At 67.1% G+C, this 16,219-nt stretch carries 16 protein-coding genes and 1 pseudogene; 7 read left to right on the forward strand and 10 right to left on the reverse strand.

Annotated elements, in window-relative coordinates:
* Positions 1–56: 56 nt before the first annotated feature.
* Genes H977_RS0124075 through H977_RS0124085 form a run of 3 tightly spaced genes read right to left on the reverse strand, consistent with a single transcriptional unit; the run spans position 57 to position 5,749 of the window.
* The gene (locus tag H977_RS0124075) at positions 57–1,922 is read right to left on the reverse strand and encodes an ABC transporter ATP-binding protein (protein WP_029110263.1); all 1,866 of its coding nucleotides are present in this window, start codon (positions 1,920–1,922) and stop codon (positions 57–59) included.
* Positions 1,919–3,832, reverse strand: a complete 1,914-nt coding sequence (locus tag H977_RS0124080) for an ABC transporter ATP-binding protein (protein WP_502691199.1) — start codon at positions 3,830–3,832, stop codon at positions 1,919–1,921. Before H977_RS0124080 ends, H977_RS0124075 begins: the two co-directional genes overlap by 4 nt.
* A gap of 36 nt (positions 3,833–3,868) precedes the next feature.
* Positions 3,869–5,749, reverse strand: a complete 1,881-nt coding sequence (locus H977_RS0124085) for an ABC transporter ATP-binding protein (protein WP_029110265.1) — start codon at positions 5,747–5,749, stop codon at positions 3,869–3,871.
* A 92-nt stretch (positions 5,750–5,841) separates the two neighbouring features.
* Between H977_RS0124085 and prrA the strand changes: the two genes are divergently transcribed.
* Both prrA and H977_RS0124095 read left to right on the forward strand, forming a co-directional pair.
* Positions 5,842–6,552, forward strand: coding sequence for a two-component system response regulator PrrA (gene prrA / locus H977_RS0124090; RefSeq protein ID WP_029110266.1), 711 nt, complete (start codon positions 5,842–5,844; stop codon positions 6,550–6,552).
* A gap of 33 nt (positions 6,553–6,585) precedes the next feature.
* On the forward strand, positions 6,586–7,926 hold the full coding sequence (locus tag H977_RS0124095; protein WP_029110267.1) for a sensor histidine kinase: 1,341 nt from the start codon (positions 6,586–6,588) through the stop codon (positions 7,924–7,926).
* A 73-nt stretch (positions 7,927–7,999) separates the two neighbouring features.
* On the opposite strand, the gene arfC is transcribed toward H977_RS0124095, so the two are convergent.
* The 4 genes from arfC to H977_RS0124120 all read right to left on the reverse strand — a co-directional run bounded on the left by arfC (position 8,000) and on the right by H977_RS0124120 (position 10,301).
* On the reverse strand, positions 8,000–8,611 hold the full coding sequence (gene arfC / locus H977_RS34530) for a channel accessory protein ArfC, sunset domain variant (protein WP_051289038.1): 612 nt from the start codon (positions 8,609–8,611) through the stop codon (positions 8,000–8,002).
* Positions 8,608–8,763, reverse strand: coding sequence for a channel accessory protein ArfB (arfB, locus tag H977_RS35680; protein WP_029110268.1), 156 nt, complete (start codon positions 8,761–8,763; stop codon positions 8,608–8,610). The genes arfC and arfB overlap by 4 nt, the downstream gene beginning before the upstream one ends.
* Before the next feature lie 11 nt (positions 8,764–8,774).
* Positions 8,775–9,821 carry a channel-forming protein ArfA/OmpATb gene (gene arfA / locus H977_RS0124115; RefSeq protein WP_081681827.1) on the reverse strand — a complete coding sequence of 349 codons (1,047 nt, stop codon included), beginning with the start codon at positions 9,819–9,821 and terminating at the stop codon, positions 8,775–8,777.
* Between the two features lie 117 nt (positions 9,822–9,938).
* A complete protein-coding gene (locus H977_RS0124120; RefSeq protein ID WP_029110270.1) occupies positions 9,939–10,301 on the reverse strand; it encodes an FKBP-type peptidyl-prolyl cis-trans isomerase in 363 nt (120 codons plus the stop codon).
* A gap of 31 nt (positions 10,302–10,332) precedes the next feature.
* Between H977_RS0124120 and H977_RS34970 the strand changes: the two genes are divergently transcribed.
* The gene (locus tag H977_RS34970; protein WP_081681828.1) at positions 10,333–10,581 is read left to right on the forward strand and encodes a DUF2630 family protein; all 249 of its coding nucleotides are present in this window, start codon (positions 10,333–10,335) and stop codon (positions 10,579–10,581) included.
* 15 nt (positions 10,582–10,596) lie between these two features.
* Entirely contained in the window at positions 10,597–12,153 is a 1,557-nt protein-coding gene (locus H977_RS0124130) for a phytoene desaturase family protein (protein ID WP_029110272.1), read from the forward strand.
* 5 nt (positions 12,154–12,158) lie between these two features.
* Here H977_RS0124130 and H977_RS0124135 read toward each other — a convergent pair whose 3' ends face one another.
* Complete coding sequence (locus H977_RS0124135; RefSeq protein ID WP_029110273.1) at positions 12,159–12,935, reverse strand: TetR/AcrR family transcriptional regulator C-terminal domain-containing protein; 777 nt, start codon at positions 12,933–12,935, stop codon at positions 12,159–12,161.
* 68 nt (positions 12,936–13,003) lie between these two features.
* Between H977_RS0124135 and H977_RS0124140 the strand changes: the two genes are divergently transcribed.
* Positions 13,004–13,414, forward strand: coding sequence for a hypothetical protein (locus H977_RS0124140; RefSeq protein ID WP_029110274.1), 411 nt, complete (start codon positions 13,004–13,006; stop codon positions 13,412–13,414).
* 15 nt (positions 13,415–13,429) lie between these two features.
* Here H977_RS0124140 and H977_RS0124145 read toward each other — a convergent pair whose 3' ends face one another.
* Positions 13,430–13,858 (reverse strand): MarR family winged helix-turn-helix transcriptional regulator, encoded by a 429-nt coding sequence (locus H977_RS0124145; RefSeq protein ID WP_029110275.1) that lies wholly within the window; start codon positions 13,856–13,858, stop codon positions 13,430–13,432.
* Positions 13,848–15,302: an MFS transporter gene (locus H977_RS0124150; protein ID WP_029110276.1), complete on the reverse strand. Its 1,455-nt coding sequence runs from the start codon at positions 15,300–15,302 to the stop codon at positions 13,848–13,850. The genes H977_RS0124145 and H977_RS0124150 overlap by 11 nt, the downstream gene beginning before the upstream one ends.
* A gap of 84 nt (positions 15,303–15,386) precedes the next feature.
* Here H977_RS0124150 and H977_RS0124155 point away from each other — a divergent pair, with 84 nt between their 5' ends.
* Positions 15,387–15,851 carry a YbaK/EbsC family protein gene (locus H977_RS0124155; RefSeq protein WP_029110277.1) on the forward strand — a complete coding sequence of 155 codons (465 nt, stop codon included), beginning with the start codon at positions 15,387–15,389 and terminating at the stop codon, positions 15,849–15,851.
* A gap of 123 nt (positions 15,852–15,974) precedes the next feature.
* Positions 15,975–16,219: pseudogene (locus H977_RS36260) on the forward strand (hypothetical protein); the annotation flags it as partial.

Raw genomic sequence — 16,219 nt, forward strand, 5'->3', positions numbered from 1 at the left:
CGGCGGCAGCCACGGGGTAGAAATCGGCGAAGGGGTGCACGCCACACCCGCGCCGCTCAGGCCAGGGAATCCACCCAGGCCCGATGCAGCGCCGCATACGCCCCGTCTGCCCGGCCGATGAGATCCGCGGGTGCCCCGTCCTCGATGATGCGCCCGTGCTCGAGCACCAGCACCCGGTCGGCGATCTGCACGGTGGAGAGCCGGTGCGCGATCACCAGAGCGGTGCGGTCGGCCAGCACGGTTTCCAACGCGCGCTGCACCATTCGCTCGCTCGGGATGTCCAATGACGACGTCGCCTCGTCCAGGATCAGCACCGCCGGATCGGCCAGGAACGCCCGGGCGAACGCCACCAGCTGACGCTGCCCCGCCGAGAGCCGGCCACCACGCTTGGCGACATCGGTGTCATACCCGTCGGGCAATGTCTCGATGAAGCGGTCCGCACCGACCGCCGCGGCCGCCGACCGCACCTGGGCGTCGGTGGCCTCTGGCCGCCCGAACCGGATGTTGTCGGCAACCGTCCCGGAGAACATGAAGTTCTCCTGCGTCACCATCACGACGTGCCGGCGCAGATCCGACTGCGCCAGCTCACGCAGGTCGATGCCGTCGAGCGTCACCGAGCCGGCCGTGGGGTCATAGAACCGCGCGATCAGTTTGGCGATGGTGGTCTTGCCCGCGCCGGTCGTGCCCACCAGCGCCACGGTCTGACCGGCCGGCACCGCGAGATCGAGCCCCGGCAACACCGGACGGCCCGGCGTGTACTCGAAGCGCACATCGTGAAAAACGACGTCGCCCTTGGGCTCCGCCAGAACGACCGGGCGTTCCGGATCGGCGATGGCGGGCCGCTGCGCCAGCACGCCGGCCAGTTTCTCCAGCGCCGAAGATGCCGACTGGAAGGTGTTGAAGAACTGCGAGATCTCCTGCATCGGTTCGAAGAACATCCGCAGATACAGCAGGAAGGCGGCCAGCGTGCCGATGGTCATCTCGCCGTGCAGCACCCGGTATCCGCCGTAGAGCAGCACCACACCCGTGGTGAGGTTGCCGACCAGCTTGACGCCGGGCATGAAGATCGCCAGCAATTTGAAGGTCTTCTCGTTGATCGCCCGGTAATCGTCGGCGATGTCGTCGAAGATCTCCTGGTTGCGGGGCTCGCGCCGATAGGCCTGCACGGCCTTGATCCCCGTCATGGTCTCGACGAACTGCACGATCACCAGCGCCGCGCTCTCGCGCACCAGCCGGTAGGTCTTGCCCGACTCGTTGCGGAACCACCACACCAGGCCCACCAGGACCGGGAAGGCCGCCAGGCACATGAGGCCGAGCCGCCAATCCAGGGCCACCAGCAGGATGGCCGTGCCGAACAACGTCAGCACCGCGGTGATCAGACTGTCGAAACCGGTTTCCAGCATGTCCTGGATGGCCTCGACATCGTTGGTGGACCGGCTGACCACCCGGCCCGACGTGTAGCGGTCGTGAAAGGCCACATCGAGTCGGCCGAAATGCCGGAACACCCTGCGGCGCAACTCCAGCAGCACCCGCTGCCCCACCCGACCGGAGCGCCGCAGGAAGAACATGCGGCTGATCGCCTGCACGATCACGACCGCGCACAGCGTCGCGACGATGAGCATCAGCTCACGGGCCGGACCGCCTTCGAGGATCGGCGGGATACCGCGGTCGATGCCCCGCTGCACCAGGATGGGGACAGAGAGCCGGGCAGTGTTTTCCACGATGACCACGAGCGCCAGCACCGCGACCGTCCAGCGGTAGGGACGCAGCAACGACATGAGCAGCGCCCGGGCCTCGGCGCGCCGGGGCAGGCTCTCGTCGATGGGAAGTGTGGAAGTGCCGGCACCGGTGCGGGCGTCGTCCCTGTCGGCCCTCTGCTCGTCCTCGTCGGTGACGCGTCCGCGCCACTGTGTGGTACTCATCGACGCTGCACCTCCGCACCGAAACGCGGCGGTTCGCCCACTTCGTCGATGGCCGTGCGCTCGTCGTGGCCGCGCTGCAACCGACCCAGTTCCTCGTCGTCCTCCCACTCACAACTGCGCTCGCAGGCGTCGTCGAGTTCGTCGTCGGCAGCCAGCAGATACCGGTATTGCGGTACCTGCGCCAGCAATTCGGCATGGGTCCCGACATGGGTGATGGTCGCCGCCCCAGACGAATCCACCGCGTGCAGCAGGGCCACCTTGTCGGCCAGCAGCACGGTCGAGGCGCGATGCGCCACGATGATGCCCGTCACCCCGCGCAGCACGCGCCCCAGCGCCTCCGTCACCACGGCCTCGGTATGCACGTCCAGCGCGGACAGCGTGTCGTCGAGCACCAGAATCTTCGGCGCCGCCAGGATCGCCCGGGCCAGCGAAAGACGTTGGCGCTGCCCGCCGGACAGGCTCATGCCCTGCTCGCCGATCCGGGTGTCCAAACGGAACGGCAGGTCGTAGACGAACTGGGCCGCCGCGATCTCGATGGCCTGGGCCAACTCTTCGTCGTGGGCATCCGAACGGCCGAGCCGCAGGTTCTCGGCCACCGACATCGAGAACAGTGTCGGGTCCTCGAATGCCGTGGCCACGGTCTGACGCAGGGCCGGCAGGCTCAGCTCCCGGATATCGCGGCCGTCGATCAGGATCTGACCTTCGGTCACGTCGTACAACCGCGAGAACAGTGCCGCCAGAACCGATTTGCCCGATCCGGTCGCGCCGACGAGTGCGAGCGTCTGCCCCGGCTCCACCACCGCGTCGACATGGCGCAGAACCCACTCGTCGCCATCGGGGAACTTGAAACCCACATCGCGCAGTTCCAGCCGGCCTCCGCTGGGCGGTGCGGACACCGGGCCGTCGACGATGTCGATCGGGGCGTCGAAGATCTCGGCGATGCGGTTGGCCGCGGTGAACGACTCCTGGGTCATGGACAACAGGAAACCGAGCGAGGCGATGGGCCACACCAGTGACAGCATCATCGTGATGAAGGCGACCAGGGTACCCATCGTGACGTGGCCGTGGCCCGCCGCGTACGCACCGAACCCCAGCACGACGATCAGCGTGAGGTTGGGGATGACCTCCAACAGCGTCCAGAACTTCGCCGACACAGTCACTCTGGCGAACTGCGTCTCGTAGAGCTGCGTGGCCTGCTCGTCGAACCGGTCGAACACATAGTCCTCGCGGCCGAAGGCCTTCACCACCCGCAGCCCGAGCGCGGCCTCCTCGACATGAGTGGCGACGTGACCGGTCTGATCCTGGGCGAGCCGCGACAACCGGGTGTACTCACGCTCGAAATGCAGCACGGTCAGCGTGATCGGCACGATCGACACCAGCACCACCACGCCGAGCGGCCAGTACATGGCCAGCAGGATCGAGGTCACCACGACGATCTGCAGGGCGTTGAGGATCAGGAACACCAGCCCGAACGACAGGAACCGGCGGATCGTGGACAGATCGTTCATCACCCGCGACAACAGCTGCCCGGACTGCCAGCCGCTGTGGAAGCTCATCGGCAGAATCTGCAGGCGCGCGTAGAGATCCTTGCGGATATCGGCCTCGACGCCCATGGTCGCGCGGGCCACCAGCCAGCGCCGGATGAACCACAGCACCGCCTCGGAGATGCCCACCGCGACCGCCGCAGAACCCAGGACCCACAGCCCGTGCGGATCCTGATGGCGCACGGGACCGTCGATCACAGCCTTGGTCATCAGCGGGATCGCCACCGTCGCGGCCAAGCTGACCACCGCGACCACGACCATCACAATCCAGCGGGCCCGGTACGGCAGCAGATAGGGCAACAGCCGCCGCAGATCTGAACTGGTCCGGATCCGCGTCGAAGACGGGGCGATCGCGGGATGGCTCACTGAATCCATCTTCCCATCACGGGCAAACGATTAACCTCACGCAGCCGGTACCTCCTCGGAGAACTGCGTGTCGTACAGCTCGGCGTACCGGCCGCCCCGGGCCAGCAACTCGCGATGGGTGCCGCGCTCCACGATGCGCCCGCCCTCGACGACGAGAATGAGATCGGCCGCGCGGACCGTGGACAACCGGTGCGCGATGACGATCGAGGTGCGCCCGCCCAGCGCCTCGGCCAGGGCCTGCTGCACGGCGGCCTCCGAGGCCGAGTCCAGCGACGCCGTCGCCTCATCGAGCACCACCACCCGTGATCGTCCCAGCAGCAGACGAGCGATGGTCAACCGCTGCCGCTGCCCTCCGGACAGACGGTATCCGCGCTCACCGACAACCGTGTCCAAGCCGTCGGGCATCGCGGCGACCACATCGTCGAGCCGGGCCCGGCGCAGCGCCTCCCACAGTTCGTCCTCGCCCGCGGCCGGTGCCGCCAACAGCAGATTCGCCCGGATCGACTCGTGGAACAGGTGCCCGTCCTGGGTCACCATGCCGACGGTGTCCTTGAGCGAGTCGAACGTCACGTCCCGCACGTCGGCCCCGTTGAGCTTGATGGAGCCCGAGTCGACGTCGTAGAGCCGGGCCAACAACGACGCGATGGTCGACTTGCCCGCGCCCGACGAACCGACCAGCGCCACCATCTGCCCGGGCCGCGCGGTGAACGAAATGCCGTGCAGCACCTCGTCTCCACCACGGTCGTCCAACGTCGCCACCTCTTCGAGCGAGGCCAGCGACACCTTGTCTGCCGACGGGTAGCTGAACCGGACGTCGTGGAATTCAATATTCACCGCACCCGGCGGAACTTCCACGGCGTCGCGCTTCTCGGCGATCAGCGGCACCAGGTCGAGCACCTCGAAAACCCGCTCGAAGGACACCAGCGCGCTGGCGATCTCGACCCGGGCATTGGCCAGTGCGGTCAGCGGCGCGTACAGCCGGGTCAACAGCAATGCCAGCGACACCACCGCGCCGGCCTGCAGCTGGCCGCCGATCGCCAGTACGCCGCCCAGCCCGTAGACCAGGGCCAGCGCCAGCGCCGACATCAGTGTCAGCGAGTTCATGAACGTCGCCTGCAGCATCGCCGTGCGTACCCCGATGTCACGCACCCGGTCGGCCCGCACCGCGAACTCTTCGGACTCCCGCGCCGGGTTGCCGAACAGCTTGACCAGGGTGGCCCCCGGCGCCGAGAACCGCTCGGTCATCTGGGTGTTCATCGTGGCGTTGTAGGTGGCGGCTTCGCGGGACAGCCCGGCCATCCGGGTACCGATGCGACGGGCCGGCAGCACGAACAACGGCAGCAGGGCCAAGGACAACAGCGTGATCTGCCAGGAGATGCTCAGCATCACCGCCAGCGTCAAGGTCAGGGTCACCAGGTTGGCGACGATGCCCGAGAGAGTGTCGGAGAACGCCCGTTGCGCCCCGATGACGTCGTTGCCCAGGCGGCTCACCAACGCGCCGGTCCGGGTGCGGGTGAAGAACGCCACCGGCATGCGCTGCACGTGGTCGAACACGGCGGTGCGCAGATCCAGGATCAGGCCCTCGCCGATGTTCGACGACAACCAGCGCGTCACCAGCGACACGACCGTTTCAGCGAGCGCCACCACCGCGATCACGGAGGCCAGCAACACCACCGTCGACGCTGGGCCGCCGCGGGTTATCGCGTCGACCACGCGGCCTGCCAGCAGCGGCGTCGTCACCGTCAAAAGCCCACTGACCACGCTGATCGCCACGAACCCGCCCAGTCTGCGGTGGTGGCGTGTGGAGAACCGCCAGATGCGGGACAGCAGTCGCCGGTCGGCCAGTGCGCGCAGGTCACCGTCGCGGGCATGGGTCTGCCGGTACAGCGACTGCCGGGCCACCGTTTCCATACTCATGTGCATCACCGTAAAACCTGAACAAATATTGAGGTCAAAGATTCCCGGGCGCCTGCGCGATCAGCTGTGGTTCATCGGGCAAGATGGCGGTTATGGATAGCGCAACCGGTGGCATTGCCTCGCCCCGGGTCCTCGTCGTAGACGACGACCCCGACGTGCTCGCCTCGCTGGAACGTGGGCTGCGACTCTCCGGATTCACCGTGTCGACGGCCGTGGACGGAGCCGAGGCGCTGCGCAGCGCCACCGAGACCCGCCCCGACGCGATCGTGCTCGACATCAACATGCCCGTGCTCGACGGCGTCAGCGTGGTGACGGCCCTGCGTGCGATGGACAACGACGTGCCCGTCTGCGTGCTCTCGGCGCGCAGCAGCGTCGACGACCGCGTCGCGGGCCTGGAGGCCGGCGCCGATGACTACCTGGTCAAACCGTTCGTGCTGCAAGAACTGGTGGCCCGGGTCAAGGCCCTGCTGCGCCGGCGCGGCGCATCGGCCACCTTCTCGTCCGAGACCATCCAGGTGGGCCCACTTGAGGTCGACATCCCCGGCCGCCGCGCCCGCGTCAACGGTGTCGACGTGGACCTGACCAAACGCGAGTTCGACCTGCTGGCCGTGCTGGCCGAGCACAAGACCGCGGTGCTGTCCCGCGCACAGTTGCTGGAATTGGTCTGGGGCTACGACTTCGCCGCGGACACCAACGTGGTGGACGTCTTCATCGGCTACCTGCGCCGCAAACTCGAGGCCGGCGGCGCGCCACGGCTGCTGCACACCGTCCGCGGCGTCGGATTCGTCCTCAGGACCCAGTAGCGACATGACGAGCGCTCGCAGGAATCAACGGCCATGAGCCCGCTGACCCGGATCTTCCGCCGCACCCCGTCGCTGCGGACCCGGGTCGCGTTCGCCACCGCCATCGGCGCGGCGATCGTCGTGGTCATCGTCGGCACCATCGTCTGGGTCGGCATCACCAACGACCGCAAGGAACGGCTGGACCGCCGCCTCGACGAAGCCGCCGGATTCGCGATCCCGTTCCTCCCGCGCGGTCTCGGTGAGATCCCCCGCTCCCCCAGCGACCAGGACGCGGTGATCACCGTCCGACAGGCCGGCGACATCTCCTCGAACTCGAGCGTGATCCTGCCCGAGCTGCCCGACGGGTACGCCGACACCTACATCGACGGCGTGCGCTGGCGGGTGCGCACCGTTCAGATCCCCGCGCCGGGCCCCATGTGGGTGGCGGTCGGCGCGACCTACGACGCCACCATCGCCGACACCAACAACCTGCACCGCCGCGTGATCATCATCTGCGTGTTCGCCGTCGGCGCGGCCACCGTACTGGGCTGGGTGCTGGCCGCCTTCGCGGTGCGCCCGCTCAAACGGCTGGCCGAGCAGACCCGGCAGATCGAGGCGGGCGACGAGGCGCCCGACGTCGAGGTGCGCGGCGCAAGCGAGGCCGTCGAGATCGCCGATGCCGTCAACGGCATGCTGCAACGCATCTGGAAAGAACAGGACCGCACCAAGGCCGCGCTGACATCGGCCCGCGACTTCGCCTCGGTGTCGGCCCATGAACTGCGTACCCCGCTCACCGCGATGCGGACCAACCTGGAGGTCCTGTCCACCCTCGACCTGCCCGACGACCAGCGCAAGGAAGTGGTCGGCGACGTCATCCGCACCCAGTCGCGGATCGAGGCCACCCTCGGCGCGCTGGAGCGGCTCGCCCAGGGCGAGCTGACCACCACCGACGACCACGTCACCGTCGACATCACCGAACTGCTCGACCGCGCCGCGCACGACGCCATGCGCGTCTACCCCAACCTCGAAGTGTCACTGGCGCCCTCACCGACCGTCATCATCATCGGGCTGCCGACCGGCCTGCGGCTGGCCGTGGACAACGCGATCGCCAACGCCGTCAAGCACGGCGGCGCCACCCGGGTCCAACTTTCGGCAGTCAGCTCACGCGAGGGCGTCGAGATCGCTGTCGACGACGACGGGGTCGGTGTGCCCGAGGAAGAACGTCAAATGGTGTTCGACCGCTTCTCCCGCGGATCGACGGCGTCGAGATCGGGCTCCGGCCTGGGGCTGGCCCTAGTGGCCCAGCAGGCCGAATTACACGGCGGCACAGCCGCTCTGGAATCAAGCCCGCTCGGCGGAGCACGGCTGCTGTTGCGCCTTCCCGGCCCGCACTAGCCTTCCGCGAGCGACACCAAAACTGCCCCTCCTCGAGCGAGAAGGGGCAGCCTGGTTCTGTTCGGCGAGTGGGCTACTTCTTCTCGCGCTGGGACTTACCGCTGTCCCACCGGTTGAACCCGGCCTTCTCCGCGGATTCGACATCCGCGAACCAGATCTCGGCGACCGTCACCGAGTAGGACGGACTCTCCGGCGAGTGATAGAGCATCGAATCCTCGTTGCCCTTGATCAGATAACCCGTCGGGGTGCCCGCACCCGATACCCGGACCGAGCCGGCACCGTACGGCGACTCCTCGACGACCTTGACGTCATCGTCGGCTGCCTCATGAGCGCCACCACCGGAGGCGAACTTGGCCGCCCCGGCCGCCCCGGCGGCCGCCGCACCCGCAGCCGCGGCACCGGCGCCGCCGACCTTGGGCAGCTGGGTGGTGGGCTCGTCGCCCGCGCCGGCCCTGGGCAACCTGGTCGTGGCATCGTCGGCGACAGCCTTTGCCCCGGCGCCACTTCCGCCGCCGGCGGCCTTGGCCGCGGTGCTGCCACCGGCTGCGGCCGCTCCCTCGGGACGACGGCCCAGAGCGCCGTAGACCGGCACCTCCCGCTTCACCCGCCGAAGCGTCAAGGCGAGTGTCAACACCAGCCCGAGCACAAAGGCCAGGGCCATCAACCACCAGTTCACATCGCTCATCGTCGTGCTCCAATCTCACGAGAGCCGGGCAGTTCGGCGAACGCCTCTTCCTCGCTGGTGGGCTTGACGGTCACCACCGAAATCAGCCAGGCCACCAGTGACCCCACCACGAACGCGAGCAGATACCACAACCATTGGATTACGAAGTCCATGTCGAATCTCCCTAATTGACCGTGATCTCGACACGGCGGTTCTGCGCCTTGCCTTCGGGGGTGTCGTTGCTGGCGATCGGATTCGCCGAACCCGCGCCGGAGGACGTCACGTGATCGGCTGCCAAACCTTGTGAAACCAGGTAATCGGCAACGGCTTTGGCGCGATTACCGCTCAACGGAACGTTGATCGCATCATTGCCCGAACTGTCGGTGTAACCGGTGACGGCCACCTGGGCGCCGGCGCAGGACTTGAGTTTGTCGGCCACCTGCGACAGCAGCTGCTGCGATGCCGGGGCAAGGACGAACCCGTCGGTGCTGAAATTGATCGGGGTACGCAGCAGTGCACTCACGTCGCCCTGCAGGGCGGCGCAAGGCCCGGGTGTACCGCCGGGAGCTCCCGGTGCACCGGGAGCCGCAGGTGCGGAGGGAGCCGGGGCAGCTGCGACCTGAATGTTGTTGACCAGCTTGATGTTGGGCCACGCCGCCTTGGCGGCCGCCTCGACCGCGTCGCGTACCTCTGCTGAGGGCGCGGTACCGGTCAGCGTCAGCGTGTCACCGTCGATGCTGAAATTGAAATCCGGAATACCGTCGGCCGCGGCGTCGAAAACCCTGCCGAGCGCCGAGACGTCGGGGGTGCTCACACCCGGCCGCAGATTCAGATTGTCGATCAAATTGACGTCAGCACCGAACTTTCCGCGCAGCCAGTCCAGCAGCGAGGCCTTGGCCGCCGCATCGGGCAGGTCACCGGTGAGGGTGAAATCGTTGCCGTTACGGGCAATCGACAACGGCGCGAACGAAAGGCTCGGCAAATTGGCGTTGGGCGCGTTGACGTCCGGGGCATTCGCATCCGGTGCGGTCATGGTCGCCGTGGGATTGACATCGGGAAGTGTGACGCCGCCGTTCTTGCGCGAGTGGTCGAGACCACCCCAGCCGATCAGCCCCAGCAACAACGGAACTGCCACCAGCGCCAGCAACCAACCCAAACCTGGTGGTCGTCGATATAATTTGGAGGCTGTTTGCCAGCCTGTGATTGTCCGAGATTCGTCCGAACCCGACATTTGGGTACTCCTGAAAGTCGACGAACAGTTATCTACAGCAGCGAAACAGGTTGACGGTAGCAGCAAATGGAATTCGACGGTCAGGTTCGGCCAATACTTTCCGAACCCCCGGTGACGTCAACGAACGGCGAGCAGATCGATCACGAAGATCAACGTCTTGCCCGAAAGTCGATGCCCCGAACCCGCAGGTCCGTATGCCTGCGCCGGCGGTATGACCAGCTGGCGGCGGCCACCCACGCGCATCCCGGGAATTCCGTCCTGCCATCCCTGAATTAGGCCCCGCAACGGAAATTCAATGGACTCTCCGCGATTCCACGAGCTGTCGAACTCCTCCCCGGAGTCGTATTCGACACCCACGTAGTGCACCTCGACAGTGCCCCCTGGCACTGCTTCGGGGCCGTCGCCGACCACCAGATCGGTGATGACCAAATCGGCGGGAGCGGGCCCGCCCGGAAACTCGATGTCAGGTTTTGTACTCACCTGATCAACGCTAGTCCGGCAGACTGGTCGTGTGGCCAAAGATCAGGACATCCTCGCCGAAGTTCACCGGCTCGTTGCAGAAGAGCAGGAGCTGCGGACCCAACTGCAGCACCAGGAGATCGACGAATCCGAAGAGCAACGACGACTGAGATCGCTGGAAGTCGCCCTCGACCAGTGTTGGGACCTGTTGCGCCAGCGCCGCGCGCTGCGGGACACAGGACAGGACCCGGGCCTGGCCCAGAAGCGTCCTCCCGACGAGGTCGAAGGCTATCGGGGCTGACCGGACCGGCGTGAGGTGACAGAGAAGGCGTTGGACGCCGTCATCATCGGCGGCGGGCACAACGGCTTGGTGGCTGCTGCCTACCTGGCTCGCGCGGGACGCCGGGTCCAGGTGCTCGAACGCCTCGACCACGTAGGCGGCGCAGCGGTTTCGGCCCACGCCTTCGAGGGCGTGGACGCCCGGCTGTCGCGGTACTCGTACCTGGTCAGCCTGCTGCCCGCGCGGATCATCACCGATCTCGGGGCCCGAATCCGGCTGTCGCGGCGCAGAATCTCGTCCTACACACCCGATCCGGCGACCGGCGGCGCCACCGGGCTGCTGATAGGTCCACATCCGACCTTCGATGCGATCGGCGCCGGCACCGACGCGGCCGGATTCGACGAGTTCTATCGCCGCTGCGGACTGATCACGTCCCGGATCTGGCCGACGCTGCTGCAGCCGCTGCGCAGCCGGGCAGAGATGCGTCGCGACGTGCTCGGCACACACGATGCCGAGACGGCCGCGGCCTGGGAAGCGCTGATCGAACGGCCCATCGGCCAGGCGATCACCACCGCGGTGTCGCATGACCTGGTGCGCGGGGTGATGGCCACCGACGCCCTGATCGGCACTTTCGCCGGCGTCGACGATCCGTCGCTGATCCAGAACGTGTGCTTTCTCTACCACCTGATCGGCGGCGGCACCGGAGACTGGGACGTCCCCGTCGGCGGGATGGGTGCGGTGAGCGGCGCCCTGGCCGCTGCCGCGACCGGATTCGGCGCTGAAATCGTCACCGGTGCAGATGTTTACGCGATCAACCCGGATGGCGAGGTGCGCTATCGGCAGGGCGGTTCGGCCCGACGGCTGGACGCCGACCGGGTACTCGCCAATGTCACGCCCGCGGTGCTCGCCGACCTTCTCGGCGAACCGGTTCCCGAAACCGCGCCCGGTGCGCAGGTGAAGGTCAACCTCATGCTGCGCCGGCTCCCCCGGCTGCGCGACGAACGGGTCACTCCCGAACAGGCATTCGGCGGCACGTTCCACATCAACGAGACGTTCAGCCAGCTGGCCGGGGCCTACGACGACGCGGCCGCCGGACGGGTTCCCGATCCGCTGCCGTGCGAGATCTATTGCCACTCCTTGACCGACCCGAGCATCCTGTCCGAGGAGCTGCACGCCTCGGGAGCGCAGACCCTGACCGTTTTCGGTCTGCACACGCCGCACACACTGGCAGCCGGTGATCCCGACCGGACGCGCGACCGGCTGACGTCGGCGGTGTTGAACTCACTCAATTCGGTTCTGGCCGAGCCGATTCAGGATGTCCTGATGGAGGATTCCGCCGGCCGTCTGTGCATCGAGGCGAAGACGACCGCCGATCTGGAACAGACCCTCGGCATGACCGCGGGCAACATCTTCCACGGCGCACTGCGGTGGCCGTTCGCCGAGGACGACGCACCGCTGGAGACCCCGGCGCAGCGCTGGGGGGTGGCCACGGCTCACGACCGGATCCTGTTGTGCGGCTCGGGTTCGGTACGCGGCGGCGCGGTCTCGGGTATCGGCGGGCACAATGCGGCGATGGCGGTGCTCGAGGGCTGACGCGTTCAGCGGCCGTCGATCAGTTCGGCCAGGCCGTCCAGCACACGCGCCAATCCGAACTCGTAGGCATGCGTAGCGCTGTATGCCGCGTCGAACGCCTGACCGGCCGCCGTCCCGACCCGGGAGGCCAACGGATACCTGTCACCGTCGAGGACACGCTCCAGCAGCGGGCCGGCCCGTTCCCACCATTGCCCGTCGCTGAGGCCGCTGAAGGCCGCGGCCCGGCGCGTATCGATGGCGATCCGGGCAACCGAATTGACGAAGCCGAGCACGTACGTCAGGGCGCCGTCCATCTCGAGATCGCTCAGACCGAGAGCGTCGAACGCACTCAGTTCGTGGTCGTACTTGGCGATCATCCCCGGCCCCAGCGGCGGACGGGTGGTGGGCAGGTATGCCAGCCAGGGGTGGCTGTCGAACATCGCGAGGTTCTCTTCGGCGATCGCGGAAACCTTTTCCCGCCATGTCTTTCCGGTGAGGTCGCGGCGCGGCATCTGGCGGTAGACGGAATCGACCATCAGATCCAGCAGCTCGGCCTTGCCCGGCACGTAGGTGTAGGTGGCCATCGGAGTCACGCCGAGTTCCACGGCGACCGCCCGCATGGTGAGCGCGTCGAGGCCGTCGCCGTCGGCGATCCGGATCGCGGCGGCGACCACCGCGTCCACCGTCGTGCGTTGTTTCGGTCCTCGCCCGCTGCCGCCCTGACCGGGCTCCCGCCACAGAAGTTCGAGCGTGCGCACCGGATCACCGGCACTGCTGCGGTCTGCTCCTTCGCGTCGCGACACGCCACCATCCTCTCTGTACTATGTACAGTATACGTCGTACGGAATAATTCTACCGCCAAGGAGCACCCATGGTGACCATGCCGCAATCCTGCGAATTCACGCCCACCGCCGACGACGTCGACTCGGTGCTGGCCTGGTTCGCCCACTACGACCACTTGGCGATCAGCAAGGACATCGAAGGCATGGCGGATCAGGCGATGTTCCCGCTCAACGAGGTGACCGACGGCAGCGCCGAGTCGGTCGACCGTGCCGGGTTCGTCGCTCAGATGGCCGAACAGTTCAGCGCGAACACCGATTTCGCCATGGAATCGACACGCACACCACACTTCATCAACGAGAACCTGGTGTTCGTCATCACCGACGCGACGTTCACCGCCGACGGATTCAGCCATCGGGTGCGCTACGGCGATCTGCTGGTCAAGTGCGACGGTGCGTGGAAGTTCCAGACAATGGTGCAGGGCGGGTGGGGCGAGAGCTGATCGTGATCGACACGGCTACGGCGCGGCGACCTTGCCCAGGATCGCCCGCAGCGCTTCGAGATCGCGGGGACCGAGCGCGGCGAGCACGTCCGGCGCCGGGTCCTCGATGCGGTCGATGCGCGCCAGCAGCGCACGCCCGGCTTCGGTGAGTGAGACCAGCTTGGTCCGGCGGTTGGCCGGGTCGATCGCACGGACCACCAGTCCGCGCTCCTCAAGGTCGTTGACCGCGACCGTGGCCGCCGGGGCGTCGACCGTCGCCGCGTGAGCCAGCTGCTTGACCGTCATCGGCGCCCGCTGCAGCCGCCGCAGGATCCGGATCCGGCTGAACGGCAGGCCGCTCTCCTCGATCACCGCCCGCCTCCAGCTGTCACGATGGTCGAACACCACGCGGGTCAATACCCGCCACACCTCATCGGCCAGCTCGGATCGCCGCTCACCGGACATGACTCACCTCCGGCACGTGATGCTCACCGATCAGCGGCGCCAACTTCTGCGCCGAGCGCAGCGCCCACGGCGTGGTGGAAACCACGCCCAACGCGAAGATCACCAAACCCAGTGCGGCACAGACGAACCACAGCGGCCGGGCGGCGACGGCGAAGTCGGCGCCCGTCCCGGCCAGCGCTGCACCGGCGACCGAACCACACAGCGCCACACCGACACTCACCCCGACCTGACGACTGGTCGAGGCCACCGCCGAGGCCGCACCGGCCCGGTCCAGTGGCATACCGCTGACGGCCGTGGTGGTGATCGGCGCATTGACCATCGAGAAGCCGATGCCGAACACCGCGAACATCACCAGCAGCTGCCACACCGGGGTGTCAGCGGTCAGCCGAGTCAACAGGATGGTGGCGACCGTGATCGTCGCGCCCGCCACCACCAACGAGGGCCGGCTGCCGTAGCGGCCGACCAACCGGCCCGACAACGGCGAGAAGATCAGCGCGCCGACGGCGACCGGCAGGTAGATCAGGCCGGTGTGCATCGCCGAATAGCCGCGCTCGGTCTGCAGGTACAGCGACATCATGAACAGGAATGCCCCGTAGGCGGCGAACGCACAGACGGCGATCACGGTGGCCGAGGCGAACGGCACGCTGCGGAAGAACCTCAGATCGATAAACGGGTCGTTGCGACGCGATTCGTAGCGCAGAAACGCCGCCAGGGCCACGAAAGCCACAGCAGCGACGGCGAGCGTGCGCGCATCGGCCCAGCCGTATCCGGGACCCTCGATGAGCACGAACGCGACGCCGAACAGGAACGCCACCCCGAGCGCCTGGCCCACCGGATCGAGGTCCCGCATGGTCGCCGACTTGGATTCGGGCACGAAGATCGCGGTGAGCACGACGGCCAGTGCGCAGATCGGCAGGTTGATCCAGAACACCGCGCGCCAGTCGACATACTGGATCAGCGCGCCGCCCACGATCGGGCCCAGGGCCATCGAGATGCCGACCACGCCGCCCCAGACACCGATCGCGCGGGCGCGCTCGACCCGGCCGGTGAATACCTGCGTGATGATCGACATGGCCACCGGGTTGAGCATCGAACCGCCGATGGCCTGCAGAAAGCGGGCGGCGATGAGGGTTTCGATGTTGGGCGCCAGGCTGCACAACAGCGAGGCCACGGCGAAGATCGTCAGGCCCAGTTGGAAGGTCCGCCTGCGGCCGAACCGGTCGCCGGTGGCGCCGGCCAGCAACAGCAGCGAGGCCAGCACCAGCGTGTAGACGTCGACGATCCACTGCAGCTGTGACGGCGATGCGCCCAGATCGTCGCGGATGCTCGGTAGCGCGACGTTGACGATGGTGGCGTCCATCGACACGATCAGCAGGCTCAGGCAGCACGAGACGAGAATGATCGCCTTGCGCCGAGCGCTGAGAGGGCCAATGGTTGTATTCACACAACTATTGTGAAACTACAACTGTCGTTCGGGCAAGTCGAGTTGCCCAACCCACCTGAATGGCGTTGGGAGACAATCGTCACCGTGAACGAACGCAACACCCGCGTCGCCGCCGCAGTGACCGCCGCGGGTATCGAGCCGGCCATCAGAATCCTCGACGCCGACGCCAAGACCGCGGCCGCGGCGGCCGAACAACTGGGCTGCGAGGTCGGGGCGATCGCCAACAGCCTGGTGTTCGAGTGTGACGGTGAGCCGCTGCTGGTGATGGCCAGCGGTGCGGCCCGCGTCGACACCGGCGTTGTCGCCCGACAACTCGGTGCCACCGCCATCCGCAAGGCCGACCCCGATCTCGTCCGCAATGCGACCGGACAGATCATCGGCGGGGTCGCCCCGACGGGGCATCCGGCACCGCTGCGCACCGTCGTCGACCAGACGCTGGCGTCCTACCCGGTGATCTGGACGGCAGCGGGCACGGCCGATTCCGTCATGTCCCTGACCTACGCACAGCTGCTGGCGCTCACCGGCGGGGTCGCGTTGCCGGTGCGCTGATCCACGGCCGGTGAGCAGACACAAAACTGCCCTAAAACCGGAGTTTGAAGTGCTCCCCGGAAGTTGGACTGAGAAATTCAGTTTCTTCTTCTGGGGAGTACTTTTTTGCATCCTTCTAGTTCGTTGAGTGAGGCTCAACGTGGTGCGGCGGTAGCGTTGTTCGAGCAGGGTCGGGGCTATGGCGCCACGGCGAGGTATCTGGGAGTGAGCCGGGGGCCGGTTCGCGAAATATATCGCCGTTGGGTCCTGCATGGCAGGAAGGTACTGGTGGCAAAACCGACCAAAACGCAGTACTCGTTCGAGTTCAAGCTCGAAGTGGTGGGCAAGGTGATCGACGAGGGTGCGTGTGCGCAGCAGGTAGCTCAGGA

It is taken from the genome of Mycobacterium sp. URHD0025, from assembly GCF_000426065.1.
Classification (GTDB): domain Bacteria; phylum Actinomycetota; class Actinomycetes; order Mycobacteriales; family Mycobacteriaceae; genus Mycobacterium.